The 23,463-nt window shown below is 56.5% G+C and carries 14 protein-coding genes; 10 read left to right on the forward strand and 4 right to left on the reverse strand.

The window, feature by feature from the left end:
* From AABO57_25840 to AABO57_25855, 4 genes are all read left to right on the forward strand, one after another.
* The coding region (locus AABO57_25840) for an RHS repeat-associated core domain-containing protein (protein ID MEK6289149.1) at positions 1–965 on the forward strand (965 nt) is incomplete at its 5' end.
* Between the two features lie 11 nt (positions 966–976).
* Positions 977–1,618 (forward strand): tetratricopeptide repeat protein, encoded by a 642-nt coding sequence (locus tag AABO57_25845; protein ID MEK6289150.1) that lies wholly within the window; start codon positions 977–979, stop codon positions 1,616–1,618.
* Between the two features lie 170 nt (positions 1,619–1,788).
* On the forward strand, positions 1,789–4,317 hold the full coding sequence (locus AABO57_25850) for an RHS repeat-associated core domain-containing protein (GenBank protein MEK6289151.1): 2,529 nt from the start codon (positions 1,789–1,791) through the stop codon (positions 4,315–4,317).
* Positions 4,318–4,334: 17 nt separating this feature from the next.
* A complete protein-coding gene (locus AABO57_25855) occupies positions 4,335–4,895 on the forward strand; it encodes a hypothetical protein (protein ID MEK6289152.1) in 561 nt (186 codons plus the stop codon).
* A 580-nt stretch (positions 4,896–5,475) separates the two neighbouring features.
* On the opposite strand, the gene AABO57_25860 is transcribed toward AABO57_25855, so the two are convergent.
* Together AABO57_25860 and AABO57_25865 are read right to left on the reverse strand one after the other, a co-directional pair.
* The gene (locus AABO57_25860) at positions 5,476–6,705 is read right to left on the reverse strand and encodes an IS91 family transposase (protein MEK6289153.1); all 1,230 of its coding nucleotides are present in this window, start codon (positions 6,703–6,705) and stop codon (positions 5,476–5,478) included.
* Positions 6,706–6,714: 9 nt separating this feature from the next.
* Entirely contained in the window at positions 6,715–7,599 is an 885-nt protein-coding gene (locus AABO57_25865) for a tyrosine-type recombinase/integrase (GenBank protein ID MEK6289154.1), read from the reverse strand.
* 835 nt (positions 7,600–8,434) lie between these two features.
* Between AABO57_25865 and AABO57_25870 the strand changes: the two genes are divergently transcribed.
* Together AABO57_25870 and dacB are read left to right on the forward strand one after the other, a co-directional pair.
* Positions 8,435–9,604, forward strand: coding sequence for a helix-turn-helix domain-containing protein (locus tag AABO57_25870; protein MEK6289155.1), 1,170 nt, complete (start codon positions 8,435–8,437; stop codon positions 9,602–9,604).
* Positions 9,605–9,800: 196 nt separating this feature from the next.
* Positions 9,801–11,546, forward strand: coding sequence for a D-alanyl-D-alanine carboxypeptidase/D-alanyl-D-alanine-endopeptidase (gene dacB / locus AABO57_25875; GenBank protein ID MEK6289156.1), 1,746 nt, complete (start codon positions 9,801–9,803; stop codon positions 11,544–11,546).
* 9 nt (positions 11,547–11,555) lie between these two features.
* Here dacB and AABO57_25880 read toward each other — a convergent pair whose 3' ends face one another.
* Positions 11,556–16,187: a putative Ig domain-containing protein gene (locus AABO57_25880; GenBank protein MEK6289157.1), complete on the reverse strand. Its 4,632-nt coding sequence runs from the start codon at positions 16,185–16,187 to the stop codon at positions 11,556–11,558.
* 968 nt (positions 16,188–17,155) lie between these two features.
* Between AABO57_25880 and AABO57_25885 the strand changes: the two genes are divergently transcribed.
* From AABO57_25885 to AABO57_25900, 4 genes are all read left to right on the forward strand, one after another.
* The gene (locus AABO57_25885) at positions 17,156–19,096 is read left to right on the forward strand and encodes a 30S ribosomal protein S1 (GenBank protein MEK6289158.1); all 1,941 of its coding nucleotides are present in this window, start codon (positions 17,156–17,158) and stop codon (positions 19,094–19,096) included.
* A 136-nt stretch (positions 19,097–19,232) separates the two neighbouring features.
* Positions 19,233–20,141 carry a signal peptide peptidase SppA gene (gene sppA / locus AABO57_25890; GenBank protein ID MEK6289159.1) on the forward strand — a complete coding sequence of 303 codons (909 nt, stop codon included), beginning with the start codon at positions 19,233–19,235 and terminating at the stop codon, positions 20,139–20,141.
* 194 nt (positions 20,142–20,335) lie between these two features.
* A complete protein-coding gene (locus tag AABO57_25895; protein ID MEK6289160.1) occupies positions 20,336–20,830 on the forward strand; it encodes an HIT domain-containing protein in 495 nt (164 codons plus the stop codon).
* Positions 20,827–21,714: a glycerophosphodiester phosphodiesterase gene (locus tag AABO57_25900; protein MEK6289161.1), complete on the forward strand. Its 888-nt coding sequence runs from the start codon at positions 20,827–20,829 to the stop codon at positions 21,712–21,714. Before AABO57_25895 ends, AABO57_25900 begins: the two co-directional genes overlap by 4 nt.
* Positions 21,715–21,795: 81 nt before the next feature.
* Here the strand turns inward: AABO57_25900 and AABO57_25905 are convergent, their stop codons facing one another.
* Entirely contained in the window at positions 21,796–23,463 is a 1,668-nt protein-coding gene (locus AABO57_25905; protein ID MEK6289162.1) for an MDR family MFS transporter, read from the reverse strand.

A 23,463-nucleotide genomic window follows, 5' to 3' on the forward strand; every position in this document is an offset into this window, starting at 1 on the left:
CCGAGTACACATCTGGCACTCCGTCAGGCGGCGGAACAAGTTATTTGACAAGCGATCACCTTGGCAGCACCAGAGTGGTGACCGATTCGAGCGGCGTCGTCAAAGCTCGGTACGACTACTTGCCGTTTGGCGAGGAGATCGGTTCAGATCACGGTAGCCGGTCATTGGTGACTGGATATGGGTCGAGCGATAAGACTCGCCAGAAGTTCACCCAAAAAGAAAGAGACAGTGAGTCGGGATTGGACTACTTCCTTGCGAGGTACTACTCGTCAGCACAGGGAAGGTTCACTAGCCCGGATGAATTTACAGGCGGGCCTGACGAACTGTTCGACTTCGCGGACCAGGCATCAGTAAACCCGACTTTCTACGCTAACCCTCGCAATCCGCAGTCGCTCAACAAGTACCAATACTGCTACAACAATCCACTTCGGTACGTGGACCCAGACGGGCATGACCCGCTTGATCCGGACCCACAGCAGCGAGAGCACGGTGGGTCGAGAGTCGGTCCACCAGCCCCACCGCTTACCATCCCATCTGATCAGGCGGAAGCTCTAGCGAGGAAGGTCATAGAGGCCGAAGGAAGCTTTCGAGATTGGGGCCAAGGCATACCGATAATTAGAGACATAAGAGAATGGGGATGGGTTAGAAGAGTACGCGAGTGGATAGGAACCGAGCCTGCGCCAAAGCCGGATGCTACGATTCCGCCCTTGGCTCCGCCTCAAGTAAGTACTCAGACCCAACCGCAGGCCCAGCCCCAAGCACAGCCTCAGGCTCAGCCGCAATCTCAACCAATGGCTCGTCCTGCTCCGATTCCAATGGCAAGGCCAACTGATAAGCCACGAGACAAAGAACACAAAACAAACAAGAGACATCATGATAAACATACGAAACCACCGTCTGGATCTAAAAAACCGCCTAACTTTAAGCCCCGTGTGCCAAAGCGCCCACAGGATCGTGAGAACTGAGAATCAGCTCGATGCCAAAATCGGCGGACAAATTCAAGAACAGCAGGCAGGCTAAAATTATGGCTAATTCTAAAGAAGAAGCGGCTGAGATCGGACAGCAATATTTCTATGGGGAAGGAAAGAAGAAGAGCTATAGAAAAGCGTTTCCTTGCTTACTCGAAGCTGCAAAAGCTGGAGAAGCGCATTGTCAGAATCTTGTGGGTAATTCCTATCAACTTGGCTTGGGTGTGGAAAGGAATATTGAATCGTCTTTGTTTTGGTACAAGAGAGCTGCGAGTAATAACGACAAAGAAGGATTGCTCAATCTCGCACTCCTCTATGAAAAAGGACTGGGAGTGAAAGTTGATTTACGAAAAGCACTTTCTCTATATAAAAGAGGTGCTGAACTTGGTGATGTATGCGCACAAACCAACCTGGCGGTGGCGTACCTTGAGGGTCTAGGGACCAAGCAAGATTTAAGAGAAGGAGTCAGGTGGTTACAAAAAGCAGCTCGTCACGGCGATGCTAAGGCTCAGTATAATCTTGGCATAGCATACATGGAGGGCGAAGGTCTGCGGCGGAGTAAGAAGTATGCCCGTCATTGGCTCGACAAAGCAGCGAAGCAAGGACATCGAATGGCATCAAGAACGTTACGACGCTTGAGGCCAGACTAAGCAACCAACGAATGGTCCAGCCTAATCGGGAATTCTACTGCACGTGTTACGTCACACCTTCTATTTATCTGCGAGTGACAGAAGTGAGGCAATGCTCGCCGCATGTCTCGAGTTGCCCGGCGGAAGATGCCAGCCAAACAAAGCCGCGAAGCAACAATCCTTATCGGACTATGAGTGACGGAACTTATGGTTATGCTGACACGGCTTACGATGCACTCGGCCGAGTAACGACGGTGACGACTGCGGACACTGCAGTAGTGACGACAACCTATTTGGCCAACACGACAACGGTGACCGATCAAGCGGGAAAGAAGCGCCGCAGTGTCACTGATGGACTCGGCAGATTGATCAGAGTTGATGAGCCGGACTCGAGCGGCAATCTCGATAACACGGCGAATCCTCCACAGCCTTTGCAATCAACCTCTTATGCTTACGACGTGCTCGATGATCTGGTGACGGTCACACAAGGCACTCAGTCCTCGCGCAGCTTCCTTTATGACTCACTCAAGCGCTTAGCAGATGCTACGAATCCTGAGAGCGGGCACGTGCAATATACCTACGACAACAATGGCAATTTGCAGACGAAGACCGATGCGCGCTCGATCACGACGACTTATGCCTATGACGCTTTGAATCGCGTGACCAGCCGGACGTACTCAAATGACACTCCGGCAGTGTCTTACAAATACGACAGTCAGTCGCTGCCCACCGGAGCGCCCTCTTACACTCGCGGGTCATCTACGGGCAGGTTGGTTGCCGTCACTTATGGCGGCACGAGCGCAGGCAGCTATCAGGGCTATGATCAGCTTGGCCGCGTCAATCTTAGCTATCAGCAGACGGACTCGCAGGACTATGGGTTCAGCTACGTCTACAATCTGGCGAGCGAGATGACCAGCGAGACTTACCCTTCGGGGAGAGTAGTGCAGACTGAATACGACACGGGAGGCAGAATCGCTGGCCTGAAGAATCAAGGCGGGACTTCGTACTATGCCGGAGCGACAGCGAGTGATGATACGAATCGGATTCAGTATGCGGCGCACGGGCCGATCAGCGCGATGAAGCTCGGGAATGGCAAGTGGGAGCACGCGACTTTCAATAACAGACTGCAGCCGACGCAGATAGGCTTAGGTACATCTGGAACGGATTCGAGCATTCTGAAGCTGGATCATGGATATGGAACCACGAGCAATAACGGAAACCTTCTCTCGCAGACGATCGCTGCGCCCGGACTGACGCTGACCCAATGCTACAGCTATGACTCGTTGAACAGATTGTCTACGGCCGATGAGCACAGTGGGACGACCTGCGCGGGTAGTCAGCAGTGGAAGCAGGCGTTCACCTATGATCGCTTTGGAAATCGGAACTTCGATGTAGTGAACACGACCAGTAACGTGCTTGGCCCGAATCCGACAATAAGCCAGTCGACGAATCGCATCGCAGGTGGACAGAACTACGGCTACGACAATGCTGGCAATCTGACTTCGGACCCAACGACTCCTGTGAACGGAATCGTCTATGACGCGGAGAACCGCCAGACACAGTACACCAAGACCGGGCAGGCGACGAATTACTATTACTACGATGGTGATGGCCACAGAGTGAAGAAAATCGACAGCAGTGGGACCACTGTGTTCGTGTATAATGCTGGCGGTCAGTTGATAGCTGAATACACATCTGGCACTCCGTCCGGCGGCGGAACAAGTTATTTGACAAGCGATCACCTGGGTAGCACGCGCGTAGTGATGAAGTCAGACGGGACGACCCCGCGTCATGACTACCTGCCGTTTGGCGAAGAGATTCAAGCCGGCGTTGGAGGTCGAACTGCGGGGCAGGGCTACGTTGCGGACACCGTTCGGCAGAAGTTCACCCAAAAAGAAAGAGACAATGAATCGGGGCTGGATTACTTCGGCATGAGGTACTACGGAAGTGCGCAGGGCCGGTTCACCTCAGTCGACCCGCTGCTAGAAAGCGGTGATCCTGAGGATCCCCAAAGCTGGCATCGATACTGCTATGCGTACAACAACCCGCTGAAGTACATAGATCCAACCGGAGGGGAGAATGAACCTGCTAACCAGTCTGAAGAGGAAAAGAAGAAGGCTCGCACAATAAAGTTTGAGGTCCTTGGGCAGGTCAAAATACTCGGCAACAATGTGACGGTCTATGTTGCAACGGGGCAATCGAAAGCGTATCGGGACACAGTCCTTAAGAATGCGCAGGCTTCTGCTAGTGAGATAAATGCGAACGCCAAGAGCCTCACCGCTACGGATAAGCAGATGATCGGCAACATCACTGCGGTAGCAGCCGTCGGGCAGGGTGTCCAACCAGGTGACCGGTTCTATGCAGAAGGCATTAAGGGTGTGGATTCTTCCCGGCTGAGTAATGAGGGGGTCGATTTAGGCACGGGAACGTTTCTCACGGCGCAGATAACGTCTGCGAGTGCAGATGTGTTTGCATCTCAGATTGGCCATGAGGGTAAGCACGTTGGGGACTACAAACAGAGTATCGGAGCCTACGCAGCGAGGTTTGGAACAGAGTGGACAGACGCACGGAGCGACCTCAACGAACGCAGAGCGATTAGATATCAACTAGGCCTGTATCGAAAACTGAGTGGGGGCAACGCCAGGAGTCCGGATGGCTATGATAAGTATCTCCGGGACAGAATAAAGACCCCACATCGTCCGCCCGGGCTCAACAAGTAAGGAGGTAGGTGATAACCATGAGACAGATCATAAATAGCACTTCTCTGGCTGCTCTCTTAGTGACCCTAATGGTCAGCGTCATGGCGAAGAATCAACATCGTGATGTGCGAAAGACAGAACCGTCGGACACCAAAGATGGGTTGCAGCTTTCAGTCGAGCTTGATAAAGAAAGCTTCCGCTTGGATGAAACACCTACGTTGAAGATCAAGTTGAGAAACGTGAGCCAATCGCCAATAGCGATCTATAAAAAGATGGGCTGGGGGCGTTCCTCTAGCTTCACGATCTCTATCTCCGTAGTTCAAGGTGAACTAGGAGAGCGGAGGTTTCTGGAAGATGCTCTCGACCATCCTCCATTCCCAGCAGAAGACTTCATCACAATCCGTCCAGGTGAATCCGTTGAGAGAGAGCGATTGTTAGACTTACGGGGTGATGGGATTAAGTCGCCAGGTATTTATAAAGCGACAGTCCGGTATCACAGTCCCATCCCGCGTGAGTTTGCGCCATCTGGTCTGAAAGTGTGGGCAATGGAAAACGGCGTGTTGCAATCTAAGCCTGCTAGCTTAAAGGTCACTCACTAGTCTGGCAGTAGCGGAAGCCTAGTGGCCTTAAGAAAAAGCCACGGGTCAACAACCTTCCAGCGCGAGCCCCCCTTCGAGGGGGGGCGACCGGAGTGGCGCGCCGGGGGTGGGGAACCGGAGCGCGCGGCGGCGGTGTAGTTTCCGCCGCAAGCGCGAGGAAGATATCGGGGCGTACGATAACCCATAAGATTCTATCGGAGGTGCGCGCCTTGCCGCCCGAAGATTGCGGTAACAAAGCTACTCCCGGAGTCGAGAACTGGCGCGCACCTCCGATAGAATCTGTTGAAGGAAACCGCGGACGGGCTACCGAAACCTCAGACGGGCTATGGGGATTGGCCGGTTGTGAGCCGTTTGCCAACCTCGTATTTGGGCCGTGCTAGAGCCTCTCGAGTTTGTGAGCTGAGGATACAAGGTTGGGACCGGCAGAGAAACTCCACGTTGAAGAAGTAAGAGGGCCTTCCCAGACAAGATTCAACTCCCAAGATAGGTGGATACAAGTGGACACGCGCACACCTCTGCTGAGCCCGCGCGAGAACCCGAGCCGTTGCTAGTCGCAAGGTGTCGCCGGAAGTGCTGGCGGTCATGATGAATCGACGACCTCGGGTTGAAATCGCCTGGCAAGCTGAGCGCCGGGCTCAAGTAGCTGGACGCGGAGCATTCGCCCGTTGTGGCAGAGGGGACACATCTCCAAAGACTCGCCGGTCAGCAGCTCATATCTCTTCTTCCAATCACCAGCCAGGCGTTCTGTAGGTACAGGCTCAGCGGAGAGATCTTCAACTGGTTGTGACTCCGCGATGAGTTGGCGGCACAAAGCGAGTTTCTCATTACGGTGACAGTTGCTCAGCAAGCCGTAGTGACGGATTCGGACAAAGCCGTCGGGCAACACGTGGAGCAGAAACCGGCGAATGAACTCGCAAGCGGCCAGAGTCATGGTTCGGTTAGCGTTGCCAGTTCGATAGTCCTTCCACGAAAAGGCGACCTTGCCGTCTTGCAAACTCAGCAAGCGGTTGTTTGAGATAGCCACGCGGTGAGTGTACCGGCCAAGGTAGTTGAGCACTTGAGCCGGTCCCCCGAACGGGCGCTTGGCGTAGACGTGCCATTTATTGTTGCGGCACAGGCCCAGCAGCCGAGCGAACGCTGAGTTGTCAGACAGGTGAGCGAGTTGTCCGTGAAAGCTCAACTGATCTTTGTCAAAGGCGAGCTTGAGGTAGTGAAGGAACAAGCCGCGAAACAAGCGGGAAAGGACTTTGACAGGGAGAAAGAACTTCGGGCGGCAGCCGATCCAGCGCGAGCCGTCGAGCGAGATGCCGCCGCCAGGAATCACGCAGTGAATGTGAGGATGGTGCAACAGAGTTTGACCCCAGGTGTGGAGCACGGCCAGGAATCCGATCTGGGCGCCCAGATGCTTGGGATCAGCGGCGATGCGGCGGAGCGTCTCAGCCGCCGCACGGAAGAGTATGTTGTAGACGACTCGCTTGTTCTGCAGGGCTATAGACGCTATGTGGTCCGGGACAGTGAACACGACGTGAAAGTAGTGGACAGGCAAGAGCTCGGTTTGACGCTCGGCAAGCCATCGGTCGCGTTCCAGTGACTGGCACTTGGGGCAATGCCGATTGCGGCAGGAGTTGTAAGAGGGGCGAATGTGACCGCAAGAGTCACACTGATCCAGGTGACCACCCAACGTGGCGGTGCGGCATTGCTGGATCGCTCGCATCGTGCGCCGCTGCGTTCGGGAGGCCGGATATGCTTCGAGGAATGACGCGCCGTGCCGCCCAAAGACGTCGGCGACTTCCAGCCTTGGCCTGGGCATCGCAGCCCCCTACGGCCGGGTTGAATCAGGCAGCAGATCGAGCGGGCTTGGCGTCGCCCGCAACGTATCAGCCGATACATGGGTGTACACGGCGGTGGTGCGCAGACTGCGATGACCGAGCAGAATCTGGATCGTCCGCACGTCGGCGCCGGCTTCAAGCAAGTGAGTGGCAAATGAGTGACGAAGCGTGTGCGGAGTGACGTGCTTGGTGAGGCCGGCACAACTGGCAGCCTTGCGGCAGGCGTCGCGGACCGAGTGAGTGCTTATGTGAGTGTCAGGCCCAGACCCCTGGAACAACCAGAAGGCGGGGCGGGCCGCCTTCCAGTACTCGCGCAACACCAGCAGCAGCCGGGGCGAGAGCATCACGTAGCGATCCTTACGGCCCTTGGCTTGCTGAATGCGGATGACCATTCGCCCGGAGTCGATGTCGGAGACCCGCAAGGAGACAACCTCAGAGACGCGAAGCCCGGCCGAGTAAGCAGTCATCAAGATGGCGCGGTACTTGAGGCTTCCGATTGCGTCAAACAACCGGATGACTTCCTCGAGGCTCAAGACAACCGGGAGCTTTTTCTCCTGTTTGGGGTAAGGGATGTGCCGGATGACCCAGTCCTTTTCCAGAGTGATTCGGTAGAGGAATCGGAGAGCGCACACAGCCTGGTTGAAGGTGGACCAGGAGGCTTTCTTGGTTTGGGCGAGAAAGACCTGGTAGGCGTGGATGTGTTTGGGTCCGAGCAGTTCGGGAGAGCGCCGGAAGTAGCGAGCGAACTGGGCGACTCGATCGACGTAGGCGCGCTGGGTGTTTGGCGAGAAGTTGCGGACGATCATGTCTTCGAGCATACGTTGCCGCAAAGTTGTGGTTTGACCTGGCGGCGCAGTCTGACGTAGAGATTCCATAAAGAGGCTCCTTTCGTGAACGAGAGTTTTGCCAAGAAAGAGAATATCTTTCAGGAAGGGGTCTCTAAAAGAAATGGTCGAAGTCGTGCGAGGGGGCGAGGGCGAGGATTGAAAAGCGAAGCAGGAAGGTCAGCAACCAAGGCCTGCTCTGCGACGCATAAAGCGAGAACGAACACTGTAGCTGCTACCGCGTAGCGGTTTCGTTCAACGCGCATTATGTTGTCGGAGCAGCGCAAGTGCCACTGGCTTTTTTGAGTGGCACGCGCGCTGGCCTCGACGAACATAATGCCGCGTTATCGGATGACCCTTCCGCTTAGACTACTACTCTCGCGACCCACAAGCTTCGGGCTACGGCGCGGATTCTCTGAACGGCAACATTGCTCCATCAGAGTTCCGCCGGCGATGGAATCAGGCCTCACGCCGGAGCTTCAATGAAATGTTAGCGGCTTAATCAGCATGATTGCATACCTATTAGCATGATTGTATACCTGCCCAAACCCGCTTTCCCGCTTGCGACTTTCGTGTTGTGTGATACACTGCGACGCGACACACAGATACTTAATCGCCGCGAGAGCGAGAAATGCTTCAGTTGTGCCCGATCGCTTAGGCTTAGGGTTTGTATCTAAGCATCAGAAGCAGCACAGCTAAAACTAACAGCGTCTCTGAACCCAAATCGAAATCAATAGGTACATCTTGAGTAGATTTCCTCAAGGCTCCGTCCGTGCTTGGCTTGATGGACTGTTCGCCTGGCTCACAAAGACAGCCTGGCGCGGAGCATTGACACCAATCGCCCGCTACTGTGTGCCCTCCCAATACAGGAAAGGACAAGCACAACATGAGCAAAGCGACAAAAAGTAGTCTTTTCATGTTCACTCCTTTAGCGAAATATGCTGGATTCTATCAGGAAGTGTTGAGTGGCACGGGTAACTATGAGCAATTAGGCAATCGCCTTATCCGGGTGGGTGAGCAAGCACATTCATTGCGGCAGTTCGACAAAGTAAAGGAAATCGGTTTACTTCTTTCCAATGTTCCAATCAAACGCTATCAAGCAATTGGCGGCTTTTTCTTAGCTGTTGCAGTTAACAGTATGGGAAACGGAGATCAAGACGAAGCCAGAAGACTATTCGAAATTGCTGTTGATCGGGCACCCGACCCTTACAAGGTGAAGTCCATCCTTTCACTAGGCGCATTAGCATTTCACAAGAAGGACTTTGATTCTGCGTTTTACTTCTACCAACAAACGATCAGAATTGAGGGTCTAGGCCCCGCCAGCCTCCAAGCAATAAGAGGCATCACAACATTGAAATCCATCGAGGGGTATCACAAATCCGCAATCGCTGACGTTGAAAGAATATTGCCTCTCATCAGGTTTGCGCCGCCGAATGTCTACCTTGACTGCTTGAACTCTTACGCAGTTGAGTTGTCAGAAGTGGGCCGGTTGCAGGAGGCGGAAAACGTTTCTTCATTAGTCATCGCATCGCCTCTTACCCGCTATTATCCTGAATGGCAAGACACGTTGTCGGAGGTCAGATCAAAACGAAAGCGGCGCTCTACCGTTGCGATCCCGCTGCCACCGGTTGAAGGAGAATACGAAGGTGTCGTTGAACCAGAAGCCCCGGAAAACACGATTGGCAATCTACGAATTCAGACCGTGATCGACTTCATGAATACAAACCTTGAGCGGAAGATGTCTTTAAGCGAATTGGCAAAGGTAGTAAATCTGTCCCCGTCTCACCTTTCTCGCCTTTTCAAAAATGAAACCAAACTATCACCAGGGGAATATCTCATAAGACTCAGACTGGAAAAAGCTCGTCATCTTCTGGCAATGAGCTTCCTGAGCATTAAGCAAATTATGGCATTAGTAGGCTACGGCAATAGGAAAGGCTTTGTGGGCCACTTCAAGAGATACTTTGATCTCACCCCCTCCAAATACAGGAAGCGCGCCTACAGCGGTCAGCCTAGTTTGACAAGTGATATCGAGCTGGGTAGTATCCGCCCATTATAGTTTGATTTTGGCTTTAAGGCCATCCGCTCGGATGGCCACTTTTTATTCTGGGAGAGGCGTTCGAAAGCCGGTGAGTCAACTGTATTGTTAGCCGTTTTACTTTCGTCGGTATTTAGCCGGCAGGCAAGTTGCGGTTGCTCCCTCCAGAGTTGTACCTTGTCAAAGACCCAGTCGAGAAGTTCCTAAAGGTGAATCGATGATCCGGTCTGCGACGAAAGATGTTTCTGCTCAGCGCGCAGTGGTCGCTTTGCTCCTTTGCTTGCACTCAGTGGGCTTGACGAGCGTTGCGGCGACGCCATCAAAGAGCAAGACGCCCGACCCCGCTAGTCCGCGGCAGACCGGCGCGCAACAGCCTGAAACACTCGATTCGCTTCGCGCGCGCATCGCAGCTCACATCGCGCAGCCGAGGTTCGCGCCCGCTGCGTGGGGCGTCAAAGTGCTTTCGCTTGATACTGCGAAGACGATCTTCGAACACAACCCGCAGAAGTATTTCAATCCAGCCTCGAATGCGAAGCTATACACCTCGGCGCTCGCACTTGAACGGCTCGGCGTCGACTTTCGAATACGGACTTCGCTCTACTCAAGCACGAGGCCGGACGCCTCAGGCACGCTCAAGGGGGACTTGATTGTATACGGCCGAGGTGATCCTACGATGGCTGCGCGATTGAATGGCGGCGACTACATGAAGGGACTCGATCCGCTCATCGCGCAACTGGTTAATGCGGGAGTGCGGCGCATCGAAGGCGACCTCGTCGGCGATGAGAGCTACTTCGCAGGGCCGCCTTTCGGATCCGGATGGGAGTGGGACGATCTTCAAGCTTACTACGGCGCCGAGGTGTCGGCGCTCACGATAGACGACAACTCACTGGACTTGTTCGTAAAGCCGGCTGACCGGGTGGGCATGCCGTGCCGGATCACTACCGGCCCGCCGACGTCGTTTGTCACATTGATCAATCGAACTCAGACCGCACTCAAAGGCACTGAGTCTCGCATCGTGGTTTATCGTCCGGTTGGTGAAAACTTCATATACGTTTCGGGGCGTCTTCCTATTGACAGCAACACCGGTTATTACAGCGCGATTGCGGTTCACAATCCCGCAGGCTTGTTCGTGAGCCTGTTCAAGGATGCCCTCGCCGCGCGCGGGATTGTTATCACGGGTCGAACGCGCGTGATCGATTGGAAGTATCGTGAGGTTACGCCAGTCGATCTGGCAAAGTTGATCGAGCTGGGCTCAGTTGAGTCAATGCCGCTGGGCGATATCGTGCGCGAGACGCTGAAGCCCTCGCAGAACCTCTATGCCCAGTTGCTGCTGCTTCAAGTGGGAGAGAAGACTCGGTTCGGCGAGTGGGTTGGAAGCAGCATGCCGGGAACCGTCGCCCCGGGTGGCTCGAGGAGAGCTTCACAGTTTCCGCTGCCGCCTCAAATCGCGAACGATCAGCGCGCCGGGCAGACCAGCGAAGAGCTGGGCATCGAAGCGTTAAATGATTTCATGGATCGAGTCGGCATCAGGAAGGGCGACGTTTTGCTCGAAGAAGGATCGGGCCTCTCGCGGCGAGATGTTATTACTCCCGAAGCGACCGTCGCGCTGCTTGCCTACATGAGCCGTAGTCGATGGGCCGACGTCTATCGGAACTCGTTACCGGTGGCCGGCGTGGATGGGACGCTTCAGAACCGAATGAAGGGAACAGCGGCGACCGGCAACGTGCGCGCTAAGACGGGTTCGCTTCGTTATGTATACACGCTTTCTGGCTACGTGACGACAGCGGCCGGCGAGCGCCTGGCTTTCTCTATCATGCTCAACAACTACTACAACGCCGAACGATCAGCCGCGCTCCGGGAAGCTTCCGGGACCCAGGCTCAGCGCGCCGCGCCGACCTCGCCGCGAGAGGACTTGGACGCGATCGCCATCATGCTTGCAAGCTTCACCGGGCGAAGCCCGTAGCATTCCCGCTCAAGGCAACACTGTTATCCTGAGTTGTGAAGACGTGACTGTGGTGGGCGTGGTATCAGTCGCCCTCACCGTGAATATGAAGAGCCCGGTTGCGGTAGGCTTGCCCGAAATCACTCCCGTAGCCGTGTTCAACGTCAGTCCGGTTGGGAGCGCCCCGCTCGCCAGGGCCCACGTGTAAGGAGGCCTCCCGCCAGTTGCCACTAGCAGGTTCGAGTAGTCGGTGTTCAACTTGCCTCCGGGCAGGTCTCCGATGCTGGAAATGATCAATGGCGGGGGGTCGATTATGATCCTGAGCGTGCCGGACGTTAAGTTTTCGGGCGGCGATTGTGAATCCGTCAACCGCACGGTGAATGGGAACGTACCAATTTCAGTGGGAGTGCCGGAGATAACCCCGGAATTTGGGTTCAACGAGAGCCCCGTTGGCAACGCGCCGCTGACAAGCGCCCAGGTGTAAGGCGAAAGCCCGCCCGCTTTTTGAAGCGTGAAGGAATAGAACACATTGACTGTGCCCTTCGTCAGATCACCGCTCGTGGGTATCTGTAACGGCCCAGGAACGATCGTGATTCGGAGCGGCTGAGAAGTGACGGTCGTCTGGGTGGAGTCAGTCAAACGCACCGTAAAATTGAACGTCCCTACCTGGGTCGGAACACCTGTGATAAGACCGGTGGTGCCGAGCGTGAGCCCAGGCGGTAGCGAGCCGGTATTCATTATCCACGTGCGCGGTGGTACGCCTCCGGTGAATAGTAGCTGGACGGAATAGACGACTCCGGTGCTACCTTGTTCGATATCACCGTTGCTGACAACTCGTAGCGGCTCGATGTCAGGAACGATAGTGATCGTGAAGCTGGCGATGGCTATAGCGCCGATTGAATCGGTTGCCCGAACGACGAACGGGAAAGTCCCAAACACCGTGGGAGTGCCTGAGATCAATCCGGCCGCGTTTAGTGAGAGGCCGGAAGGCAACGAGCCGGATACCAGTGTCCAAGAGTAGGGCGGCTTTCCGTTAGTCGCGCCAAGCTGCAAGCTGTAGCGTTCACCCTTCTTTCCTTTCGCGATGTCATTGGTGCTGATCGTGAAGACCTGGTTCTGGAACACGATCGGGCGCGCGCCCACCACCGTAGTGTTACCGGCGGCATCCAGCAATCGTATGGCTATTGTGTGGTCGCCGTTGGAAAACTTCGTTGTGTCTATCTGGAAACCGAAGCCTGAACGCGAGGCGTTCGGGAAGGTGGCCCAACTGGTTCCAATATCAGGACGGCTCAAACCGTAGATTGCTTCGCCAACCTTCTGTCCGTCTACGAGCACGTCTATCTGAACAACACCTACGTTGTCGAGCGCCCATCCGCTGCCATTCGCGAGGTTATTCAACGTGGCGCGGAAGTCGGGTGTCTCGAGCGCGCCGAAGGGCGCTAGCTTATCGGCGGGCTTGACGGTGATTGCTAGCGTGCGCGTTACGGTTTGTTGAGCGGAGTCTGACACACGCACTACGAAGACGCTGGTTCCCGGCGATACAGGCGTACCCGAGATTGTCCCGCCCGCCGAGAGATTCAATCCGGCTCCCAGACTTCCGCTCGCTATGCTCCAGGTATAAGGCAGTACGCCGCCAGTTGCCTGAAGCGTCTGGGAGTAGACCCGTTCTGCCGTGGTTTCGGGAAGCGAGACTGTCTGGATCACCAGCGGCGGGGGCGGCTGGGTCACGAGCAGGAAAAGAGACTTCGTGCTGGAAGTGCCCAGCGAGTCCTTCAATCGGACCACGAAGGAAGTCGCGCCTGCCGTTGACGGCCGGCCGGAGATCTTACCGTCGCCGCTCAAGGTCAGGCCGTCCGGTAGTGCACCGGTGTCTATGGTCCAGGTGTACGGCCCGAGGCCACCGGACGCTTCTAACGCGGCGTTGTACAAAATACCCTGCAATGCTTGCGGAAGGAACTCGGTCCTTATTAGGAGCGGGGGCGGCGGCGGACCGACTTCAAGCGTCAGCGGTTTGGACGCTTGCTTGTCGGCAGAGTCGCTTACTAACACGGTGAAATTGGAAACGCCCTGAGCGGTCGGCGTTCCAGATAGTATGCCGTCCGACGAGAGTGTTATCCCATCCGGGAACGCACCAAATTTCTTTTTCTTCTTCTTGACCCAGCTATAGGGTGCAGTGCCCGCAGTCGCCTTGAGGTCGTACCGGTAGGGCACCCCCAATGCTGCGACCGGAAGCGCGCCGGGGCTCAGAATGGTCAGCTCAGGTGGAGGGTCCACGTCAATCGACAACGTCGTTGTGGTTGATTGACTGCTCTGATCAGTTGCTCGCACCTCGAGTGTCAACTCGCCCGGCGTGGTCGGCGTGCCCGCTATGACGCCCGCGTCTGAAAGGTGCAGTCCGTCTGGAAGACTTCCCGACGTGAGGTCCCATTTATAAGGAGAGGTGCCCCCGGAAGCCGCGAGGGTTTGCGAGTAGGCTTCGCCGACAACGCCGTCTGCCAAAGACTTGGTGTCTATGGCCAGCACCAGAGTCGCCGGGTTGATAGTGATTGAAAGAGTTGCTGAGACGCTTGCGCTCACGGCGTCGGTGAGTTGTAGTGCGAAGCTTGCAGCCATCGAACGCTCCGGCGTCCCTGAGATGATGCCGCTCTGGTTGAGCGTTAGACCATCCGGCAGACTTCCCGACTGAATCGACCACGTGTAAGGGGTCTGACCTCCAGATGCTCCGATGCTTTGGCTGTAGGCCACGCCTACAGATCCCCTCGGCAACTGGTTGGCGGTGATCGTCAGAGGCGCCGCGGACTTGACTATGAGGGTCAGCGCTTTGGTGGCAGAGTTGCCGTTGCTGTCTGTCACCTTCGCGACGAAGTTGAAGGTCCCGGCGGTTGAGGGCGTTCCGGAGATTGAACCGGCCTGTCCTAATGCCAAACCTGGCGGTAGGTTCCCGCTCTCAATCGACCAGGAGAAGTCGGGCTTACCTCCGACTGCCGCCATTGTCCGGCTATAGGCCACGCCAACGGTCGCCTCCGGCAAATCTCCTGTGCCGATCGTAAGCACCGGCGTGGTGGAGGGCGTGATAACCGCGGCTTCGTTAGAGTACTGCGATGTGCCCGTTCCATTGAACGCCCGCACCCGATAGGCATAAGCCGTGTTGGCAAGTACGTTGCCGTCGATGAAGGTGGTCGTGTTGCCTGGAACGACCCCGATCTGGCTGAACTCCGCGCTCGATCCCCCGCGGCGTTCGATCTGAAATCCATCCTCGACCCCCGATGTATCTTGCCACACCGCGGCGACCTGCGTGGGCGAGGTCGCGCCGGCGACCAGACCACTCGGAGCTGTTGGCGCCGGCTTGGGGACGGCTGACGTCCAGCCGATCTGGGCTACCGTAAACGGACAAAGGGCCAACTCGTTGAGCCGCATCATGCAATCGGTGGAAGTTCGAGTGCAAGCGAGGTCCTGGCAGTTTCCGTTGAGCGCGTCGGGTCTGACTTCCGGGGCACAGGTGCAACTGCATACCTGATACCCTGGCTGAAAGTATTCGTCGCAGGCATAGAAGATGTGACCGGTTTCGTGCGCGGCTATTCGTGAGAGTTGCCAGCCAAAGCTGCGGAAAAGGCTAACCGTGTATGGACCTCCGATATAGGCCCAGGACGCGCGCCCGTCGGTGAATGAGCTTCGAGTCGGCGCCGGGTTGTAGGCAATGAACATCGAGTATGCCCAGTTGGCGCGGTTCTGATCCCTGAACGCCCAGTCGAACGCGGCGACGCGCTCGAAAACGTTGCCGGCCGAGGCGCCTACATTGCTCATTATCTGGTTGATCCAGATAGGAGCGTCGCTACCGGGCCGCAGCACCGGCTCATACGGCACGCGGCAAACCGGGTTGTTGGCGTCGAAGACTACAACCGTGAACTGCAGCGGGCGCGAAAGGTTGAACGCTCGCGATTGCTCGACCCACCAATTCAGCCCGTCGAGTACTTGCGCGGCGGCAAAATTCTGATCGGCCTGTGACCATGAGTAGAGGTCCGGATCGACGCCACCCGTACTCTCGACCAGAAAGACGGCTACCGCAACAGAGCCATCCATCACATCGCTGTTACTGAAGTATTGAGGCGTGACGGTCGACTGAATGCCGAGCACGGATTGTTCGGCGCCGAGCATTCTGAGATTGCGGATGAATTCATCCTTATTGACGGGTGGATGAGGAAGCGCGCACTCGACCATTCCTGGCCGCCCAGCTTCCGGGCCAACCTGCTGCTCAGATTCACGCGATCGGCGTTTAGCGCTGCGCCCAGATGCAATGTCGTTGAACGCGTTGATCGCTATCTGCGTTTCGCGGTCGGTGAAGCCTGAGGGCGCGGGACCGACAGGTGATCGGTGAATCGAGCGTATCCCGTGACGTCCCAGAATTCGCGAGTCCGCTTCCGGACTGAGCCATCCCATTATTGCGTGCGGCGGAAGGACTATGGCGACACTGCCGCCTTGAGAAGTGATGAAGTCGCGGGCTTCCGCAAGCCCGGCTTTTGAACTTGCGTCAACCAGGATCAGCGAATATCCGGCCCGCCCATTGGATGGGGCGGATTGATTGTGTGAATGAGTGCGAGCTGAAGCGCTAAAGGCAGTCGAAACCAGGAGCGCAAGCACGGACCGGAACACCAAACGAACCATCAATACAGACCTCAATTTGTAAAGCCACGGTCGGTACTGCCTGCTTTGTGACCGTGGAGGGCTAGATCGAAAACAGAGGACTCTCCTTCAGGTTGACTGCTACTCAGGGTGCCGATGAGCTGCCATCCTGACTGACAAAGAGAGATCGCCCCGGGTAGCTTGGCGGGCCGCCTGTCGATATGAGTGCGTAGTCGTCATGAATTCTCAGGTAACTATGAGTTCCACGGGCACTCGCGGCTTCCACTAAGGCCTCCGACGTGCTCTGAAACTCGCAACGAGTAGTAAGGTCGCGAAGTATACCTTAAGCCCATATTCACCGCAAGTAGAAAGAATGTACCCATTTAGGTCCGGTGAGAGGGACCTTGGTCAGGAGGCTCATCGCGTCCAACACTCTTCGCTCAGCTTCGTGGCCGACCGCAAACGGTAAGGTAGAATGGGCCCGCCGGAATTGTGACTAACGTCAGAAGCTGCCGTCCCCGTTGCTAAAGACAGGACGCTCCGAAGGAGTTAAGACAAGCAATCCCCACTCTGATTGCAACCCGCGCTTGGTGCTTCGACGGTGCGGCGCTGCCGATTGTGCAATGCTTGACACACCTAAACCGAGAGTGTAGAGTTCAGCCTTGCCGCAAAGCATTATGAAGCGAGGAACACACAGGCGCGTGTACTCAGAGTCCTGCCCCGTTCTCTCGGAGCAAGAGAGTTCCGCAGCATCAGCTAGACCTTGAGCCGAAGTGATGGTGCTCACCTTGCATAATGGGTGAGCCGGGCGTCGGCATTCTTAAGGTAGCTTCGCAGCGCAACCGCGCAAAGACTCTCCTCACGACGGCGTTGACACTCGGACTTCATACCTGCCTGACGGCTTGAAGGTTAAACGCCGATCAAGCATACTATGAGGCAAAACAGTTCCATCGGTCCGGTGACACCATTCCGATGAATTCAATACGGGAGTTTGGGAGGAGTAGCGATTAATGGCGACAGAGAATGTAAACCAGTCCGGTGCTAGCGCGGCGGCAGACAGCGCCAAAGAAGAGACCGTCACGCTTGAGGAGAACACCGGCCCAGACACCGCAGCGGTTGAGCCAAGCGCTGCGGCCGATACAAACCAGACGGCTCCCAGCAGTGAGGCGGCAACTGCCGCGTCACCAAACAGCGCGTCAACAAACAGCGAAACGGCAACTGCCGCTTCACCGGAACACACTGGCGACGCTGAGACGAGCGGCGCACAAGACTTCAGCGCGATGCTCGAGACCTACGAGAAAGAAAGCGCGGCGTCCCGCCAGGAAGGCGAGATTGTACGCGGCATCGTAGTGGGCATCTCCGATCAAAACGTTCTGGTGGACATCGGCTACAAGTCAGAGGGCGTGGTTGCGCGCGAGGAGTTTATCGATCGCCAGGGCAACCTGACCGTTAAGCGCGGGGATGAAGTCGACGTGCTCATCAAGAGCCTAGAGAACCAGGACGGCTACGCCATTCTGTCGCGCGCAGCCGCGATGCAGGTTCAATCGTGGGAGCGGCTCCGTCAGGCTCATCAGACCCACGAAACCATAAAAGGCCGCGTGGTCGAGCGCATCAAAGGCGGACTCAACGTTGACCTCGACGGTGTCCCGGCGTTTCTTCCAGGCTCCCAGATAGACATTCGGCCGGTGCGCAATCTCGAAGGCTTCCTCAGGCAAGAGATCGAAGTCCGCGTCATAAAACTCAACCGCAAACGCGGTAACGTCGTTGTCTCACGCAAGGCGGTGCTGGAGGAAGTCTCCAACAAAAAGAAAACCGAGACGCTCGGCAACATCGAAGAAGGCGTGGTGCTTGAGGGCACGGTCAAAAACATCACCGACTACGGCGCGTTCATTGACCTCGGGGGCATCGACGGGCTGCTGCACATCATTGATATGAGTTGGGGCCGCATCCAGTCGCCTAATGACATAATCAAGGTCGGAGACTCAATCCAGGTTAAGGTGCTCAAGTTCGACCGCGAGAAGGAGCGCATCTCGCTCGGCTACAAACAGCTTCTGCCCGATCCGTGGCAGAGCGTGGCCGAGCGCTTTCCCAAAGGCTCGCACGTTCGCGGCAAGGTCGTCAGCCTGACCGACTACGGTGCTTTCATTGAGATCGAACCCGGCGTAGAAGGGCTCGTCCACGTGACCGAGATGACCTGGTCGAAGAGACTGAAGCATCCGTCTAAGCTGCTATCGATCGGCCAGGAGGTGGAAGCGGTGGTTCTCGAAGCAGACCCTCACAGCCGCCGCATAAGTCTCGGCCTCAAGCAGGTCACCGCTGATCCCTGGGAGACGCTGCCGGTTCGTTATCATGTCGGCTCGCGGGTGACCGGCAAGGTCCGCTCGCTTACGGACTTCGGCGCCTTCGTCGAAATAGAAGACGGAATAGACGGTCTGGTGCACGTCTCGGACATTTCGTGGACCAAGCGAATCAAGCATCCGTCGGACGTGCTTAAGAAGGGCCAGCAAGTCGATGCGGTAATAACCAACATCGACGTTGACGGGCGAAGGCTCAGTCTTTCGATCAAAGACCTCGAGCCCAACGCGTGGGATCGTTTCTTCGATACGCACAAACTGGGCGACGTGATCAAGGGGCGCGTTGTGCGCTTCGCGAACTTCGGCGCGTTCGTCGAGATCGAGGAAGGCATCGAGGGCCTTTGTCATGTTTCAGAATTGAGCGACTCGCGGGTCGAGAAGCCAGAGGACGCGGTGAAGATCGGGCAGGTGCTTCCGTTCAAAGTACTCAAACTTGATCCGGCACAGAAGAAGATCGGATTATCCGCGCGAGCCGTGGGCAAGGAAAATGATCCCGAAGACGTGCGCTCTTATCACGAGACCGGCTCGGGCATGGCGACGCTGGGCGACATCGCTAATTTGCTGACTGCTTCTTCGGAGAAGAAGGACGAAGAGTAAGCGGTCAATTTTCAATTCATCGAGAAGATGTGGCTTCGCGGCTATCACACTTCGGTAGTTACGCGACCCAGAGTCCGGGTGACACAACACACCCGGACACGCTCTGGGTCGCGTCGTTGTTTATGGGAACACATGTATGAAGAGATTTAGTCTGACAACCGTCCTGATCGTTGCCGGCTTCGGCTTTGTCGTTTTCGTCGCGATTATCCTGCTCGCGGCGTTGCTGCTTTCGCGCGACGGCGGATTCGTCGGTCTGGGCGGTGATCGCATTGCCGTCGTGTACCTGGAGGGTGTGATCTTCAACTCGAAGACCATCAATGAACAACTCAAGATGTACGGTGACGATTCGCGGGTAAGAGCGATACTTCTGCGTATGGACACGCCGGGCGGCGGAGTCGCGGCTTCGCAAGAGATAGCCGATCAAGTCAAGTGGCTTCGCAAAGAGAAGGGTAAGACGGTCGTGATATCGATGGGTTCGGTCGGCGCGTCGGGCGGCTACTATGTTGCCTGCGCGGCGGACAAGATCTACGCCAACCCGGGAACGATCACCGGCTCGATAGGGGTGATAGCCGAGTGGGTTAACTACGGCAATCTGCTCAAATGGGCTCAGATGCAACCGGAGGTGATCAAGAGCGGAGAGCTCAAGGATGTCGGCTCACCTACACGCGAGATCACGCCGAAAGAGCGCGCATATCTGCAAAACTTGATCAATCAGATGTTCGAGCAGTTTGTCAGCGCGGTGGCCGATGGCCGCAAAGAACTAACGCGCGAACGAATAAAACAGCTCGCGGATGGGCGCGTGTACACAGGCGAAGAAGCGCTTCGCGAAAAGCTGATCGATGGGCTCGGCAACTACGACGCGGTGTTGAAGGCTACTGCGGAGCTCGTGGGCATCAAGGGTGAACCGCAAATCGTCACGCCGCCAAGGCCGCGGCGGGGTTCGATTCTTGATCTGCTTACATCAACCGACGTCGGCGAAATGATTTCAAACAACACGCTTCAGCCGCCTGGCTCGACTCTTCAGTTCGAGTATCTTTGGAAATGATTAGTCCGTAGTCCGTGGTCCGTAGTCCGTAGTCCGTGGTCCGTAGTCCGTAGTCGGCCATCAATAGGCCAGCGTCGGCAATCGATCTGCTGGCAACAGCAAGTTCCAACAGTGAACTACGAACCACTGAACTCCGGACCACTGAACTACGGACCACGGACCACGGACTACGGACCACGGACTACGGACCAACAATGGAACACCTCTGGAGCCCCTGGCGCTACAAGTACATAGCTTCGGTTGATCAAACGGAAGGCTGCGTGTTCTGTCGGCTCGAACAAGAAGGCCAGGACACCGCAAACTACGTTGTCCACCGGGCGCTGCTGAATTTTGTTATTCTCAATCTTTTCCCATATACCAGTGGCCATCTGATGATCGTGCCTTATGAACACCGCGCCTCGCTGAGCGAAGTCAGCGAAGCTACGACAACGGAAATGATCGAGCTTGCGAAGCAGGCTCAGGTTGCGTTAGAGACGGAATATCGTCCCGACGGCTTCAACATCGGGATGAACCTGGGTCGGAGCGCAGGCGCCGGCGTCGCGGATCATCTTCACTTGCACGTAGTCCCGCGCTGGAGCGGCGATGCGAACTTTGTTTCGATCGTCGGCGAAACCCGCGTGCTGCCGGAAGATCTGGCGACGACTCATCAAAAGTTGAAAAAGCATTTCGAAGCACAGGACATAGCATGAGAGCACACCACCGAGGTGAAGCTCGGTTTCGATCAACTTTTGCGCTTTCGATTCTGCTTGCTTTAGCGGCGCTCTGGCCGGCGACCAACAATCTGCCGACGGCCAACGCAAAGCCGGCATCCGGGACCAGCAGACCTTTGGTCATCGCCCATCGAGGTGGCGCGCTCGAGTCAACCGAGAACACCATCGCTGCGTTTCAACGGGCGGTTAAGATAGGGGCCGATGGAATCGAGACAGATATTCGACTCACTCGCGACGGCGTCGTAGTGGTGTATCACGATCAGTACTTCGGTCGAATGGAAGGGCTCGCGCCGCCCCAGTGCACGCGTCTGGTCTCGGACCTCACGTATTCTGAGCTGATCAAACAGACGCTTGTGCCGGTAGGTGAAGACCTCGGCGGGAGGCGAGTGCCTACGCTCAGCGAGCTTCTGTCCAGCGTGCAATCCGGGCTGCTTAACATCGAACTTAAGCGATGCGACAGGTTCAACGATCTGGTCAACAAAACAATCGCCATCCTCAAGCCGTTTCCCGCGCTGGACCGAGTCGTGCTCGAAGCGCCGGGTCTCGACACAGCAAAGAAACTGCGGAAGGGCCTGGGCTCGCATTTGAAGCTTCACATAAATCCCGAGTACGATGGCACGGTTTCACTGCCGGAGTCGCTCAAGCGAGCGCTCAAGTTCAAGCCGCACTCGATCTCTGTGTCGTACAAGAAAATCTCGCGCGAGATCGTCGAGCTTGCGCACAAGGCCGGGGTCGAGGTATGGACCTGGACGGTGAACGCCCCAGAAACGGCTCAGGCGATGGCGCTGATGGGGGTGGACGCAATCAAGACTGACAGGCCTACGATGCTTCTCGATTTACTTCGCAAGCAAAACGGAAATTAGAATCATCCCACCAGGTACACTACGGCTCGACGTGGGATGTCGACGAAGGAACGAGACTCAGAAGCAGATTGATGTTCGTTCTTAATCCTTCTCAGCCATGGCCGGTTCGTTATCCGAATCGATCGTGGTCATTTCAGCCATCAACAACCGCTCGCACTCGGCTGGGGTGCGCGGAATGGTTTCCGCTTCTCGAGCGGCTTCCGTCTCCACTTCTATCCGCCCCGCGGGAAGCCAGAAGCCCGAAGCCAGCGCCAGCACTGCGAACACCACACCAGTCAGAAACACGTTGTGCAAGGCGCCCGCTAGAGCGCCCGACATCGCTTTGATCAACTCAGGCTTCTGAGCCGCGCGAGCAATCGGGTCAATCAGCGCGCTTGGATTGTGAACGACGCGAGCGACGTCTTCTTCCGGCAAGCCGCTCTCGTTCTGAATCTCGGCGATGTGTGAAGCGAGGCTGATGGTCATCACCGTTCCCATCACGGCTACGCCCACCGTTTGACCAATCGAACGCGCAAACTGGTTGAGCGACGTCGCGATGCCAAGCTGGCCTCGGCTAACCGAATTCTGCACGGTGATCAGCAACGCAAACATCACCAACCCCATTCCGATGCCCATTGCCAGAATGTCACCGATAAGCCAGGCGCGCGCGGTGGTCCTGCCGAAGGTTGTAAGGACACCAAAGCTGGCGACCAGAACGAAAAGCCCCGCGAGAATCGTCGGCCGATAACCTATTCGGAACATCAATCGCCCGCCAATAACCGACATTGTGACCCAGCCGAGCAGAAACGGGGTGAGCAGCGCGCCCGCTTCGGTCGCCGTGCCGCCGAGCGTGCCTTGAACAAAAAGAGGGATGAACGACAGCGCGCCGAACATCGCTGCGCCGACCATGAAGGCTGTAATCGAGCCGACGGCAATGATGCGATTCCTGAAAAGCGACAACGGAACAATCGGTTCGCGAGCGCGGCGCTCGGTCCAGATGAACAGTGCGCTGAAGATCACGATGCCCGCAACCGCGACAAGCGTCAGCGGATTGCCCCAGACGGCCGGGTCTCCGCTCTCGACAAGCACCAGCAGCAACAGCGTGATTGCGATCGTCAGCCACGTCGCGCCCGCGTAGTCGATCACCGGCCGCTGAGTCTGCTTCGGCTCGACCAGCGCGATTCCGACCACTACAGCCGCAGCCAAACCGAAGGGGATGTTGATGTAGAACACCCAGCGCCATGAAATGTGATCCGTAATAAAGCCACCCGCCAACGGTCCCAGTATCGAAGCCAATCCCCACACGCCGCTGAAGAGCCCCTGCATTCGCGTTCGTTCGCGCAACGTGTAGATGTCGCCGTTGATCGTCATGCTGAGCGGGATCAATGCACCCGCGCCCAGTCCTTGAATCGCGCGAAAGACGATCAGTTGGGTGATTGATTGCGAAGCTCCCGAAAGCGCTGAGCCCACGAGAAAGAACGCGATGCCCACGAGATAAAAGAATCGCCTTCCGTAGAGATCAGAGAGTCTTCCCCACATCGGCACGGTCACGGTTGAAGTCAGCAGGTAAGCCGAGAACACCCAGCTATAGCGATCGAGTCCGCCGAGCGACGCGATCACTGTAGGCATCGCCGTGCCGACGACGGTTGCTTCAAGCGCGGCCAGGAACATGCCGAGCATCACGCCGGCCGTAACCACCCGCCGCCGGCGTTTGGAAAGTATCACGTGTGGTTGGTCTACAACGGTCGCTTCGATAAGTTCAGAAGCCAT

It is taken from the genome of Acidobacteriota bacterium (assembly GCA_038040445.1).
Classification (GTDB): Bacteria; Acidobacteriota; Blastocatellia; order UBA7656; family UBA7656; genus Onstottus_A; species Onstottus_A frigus.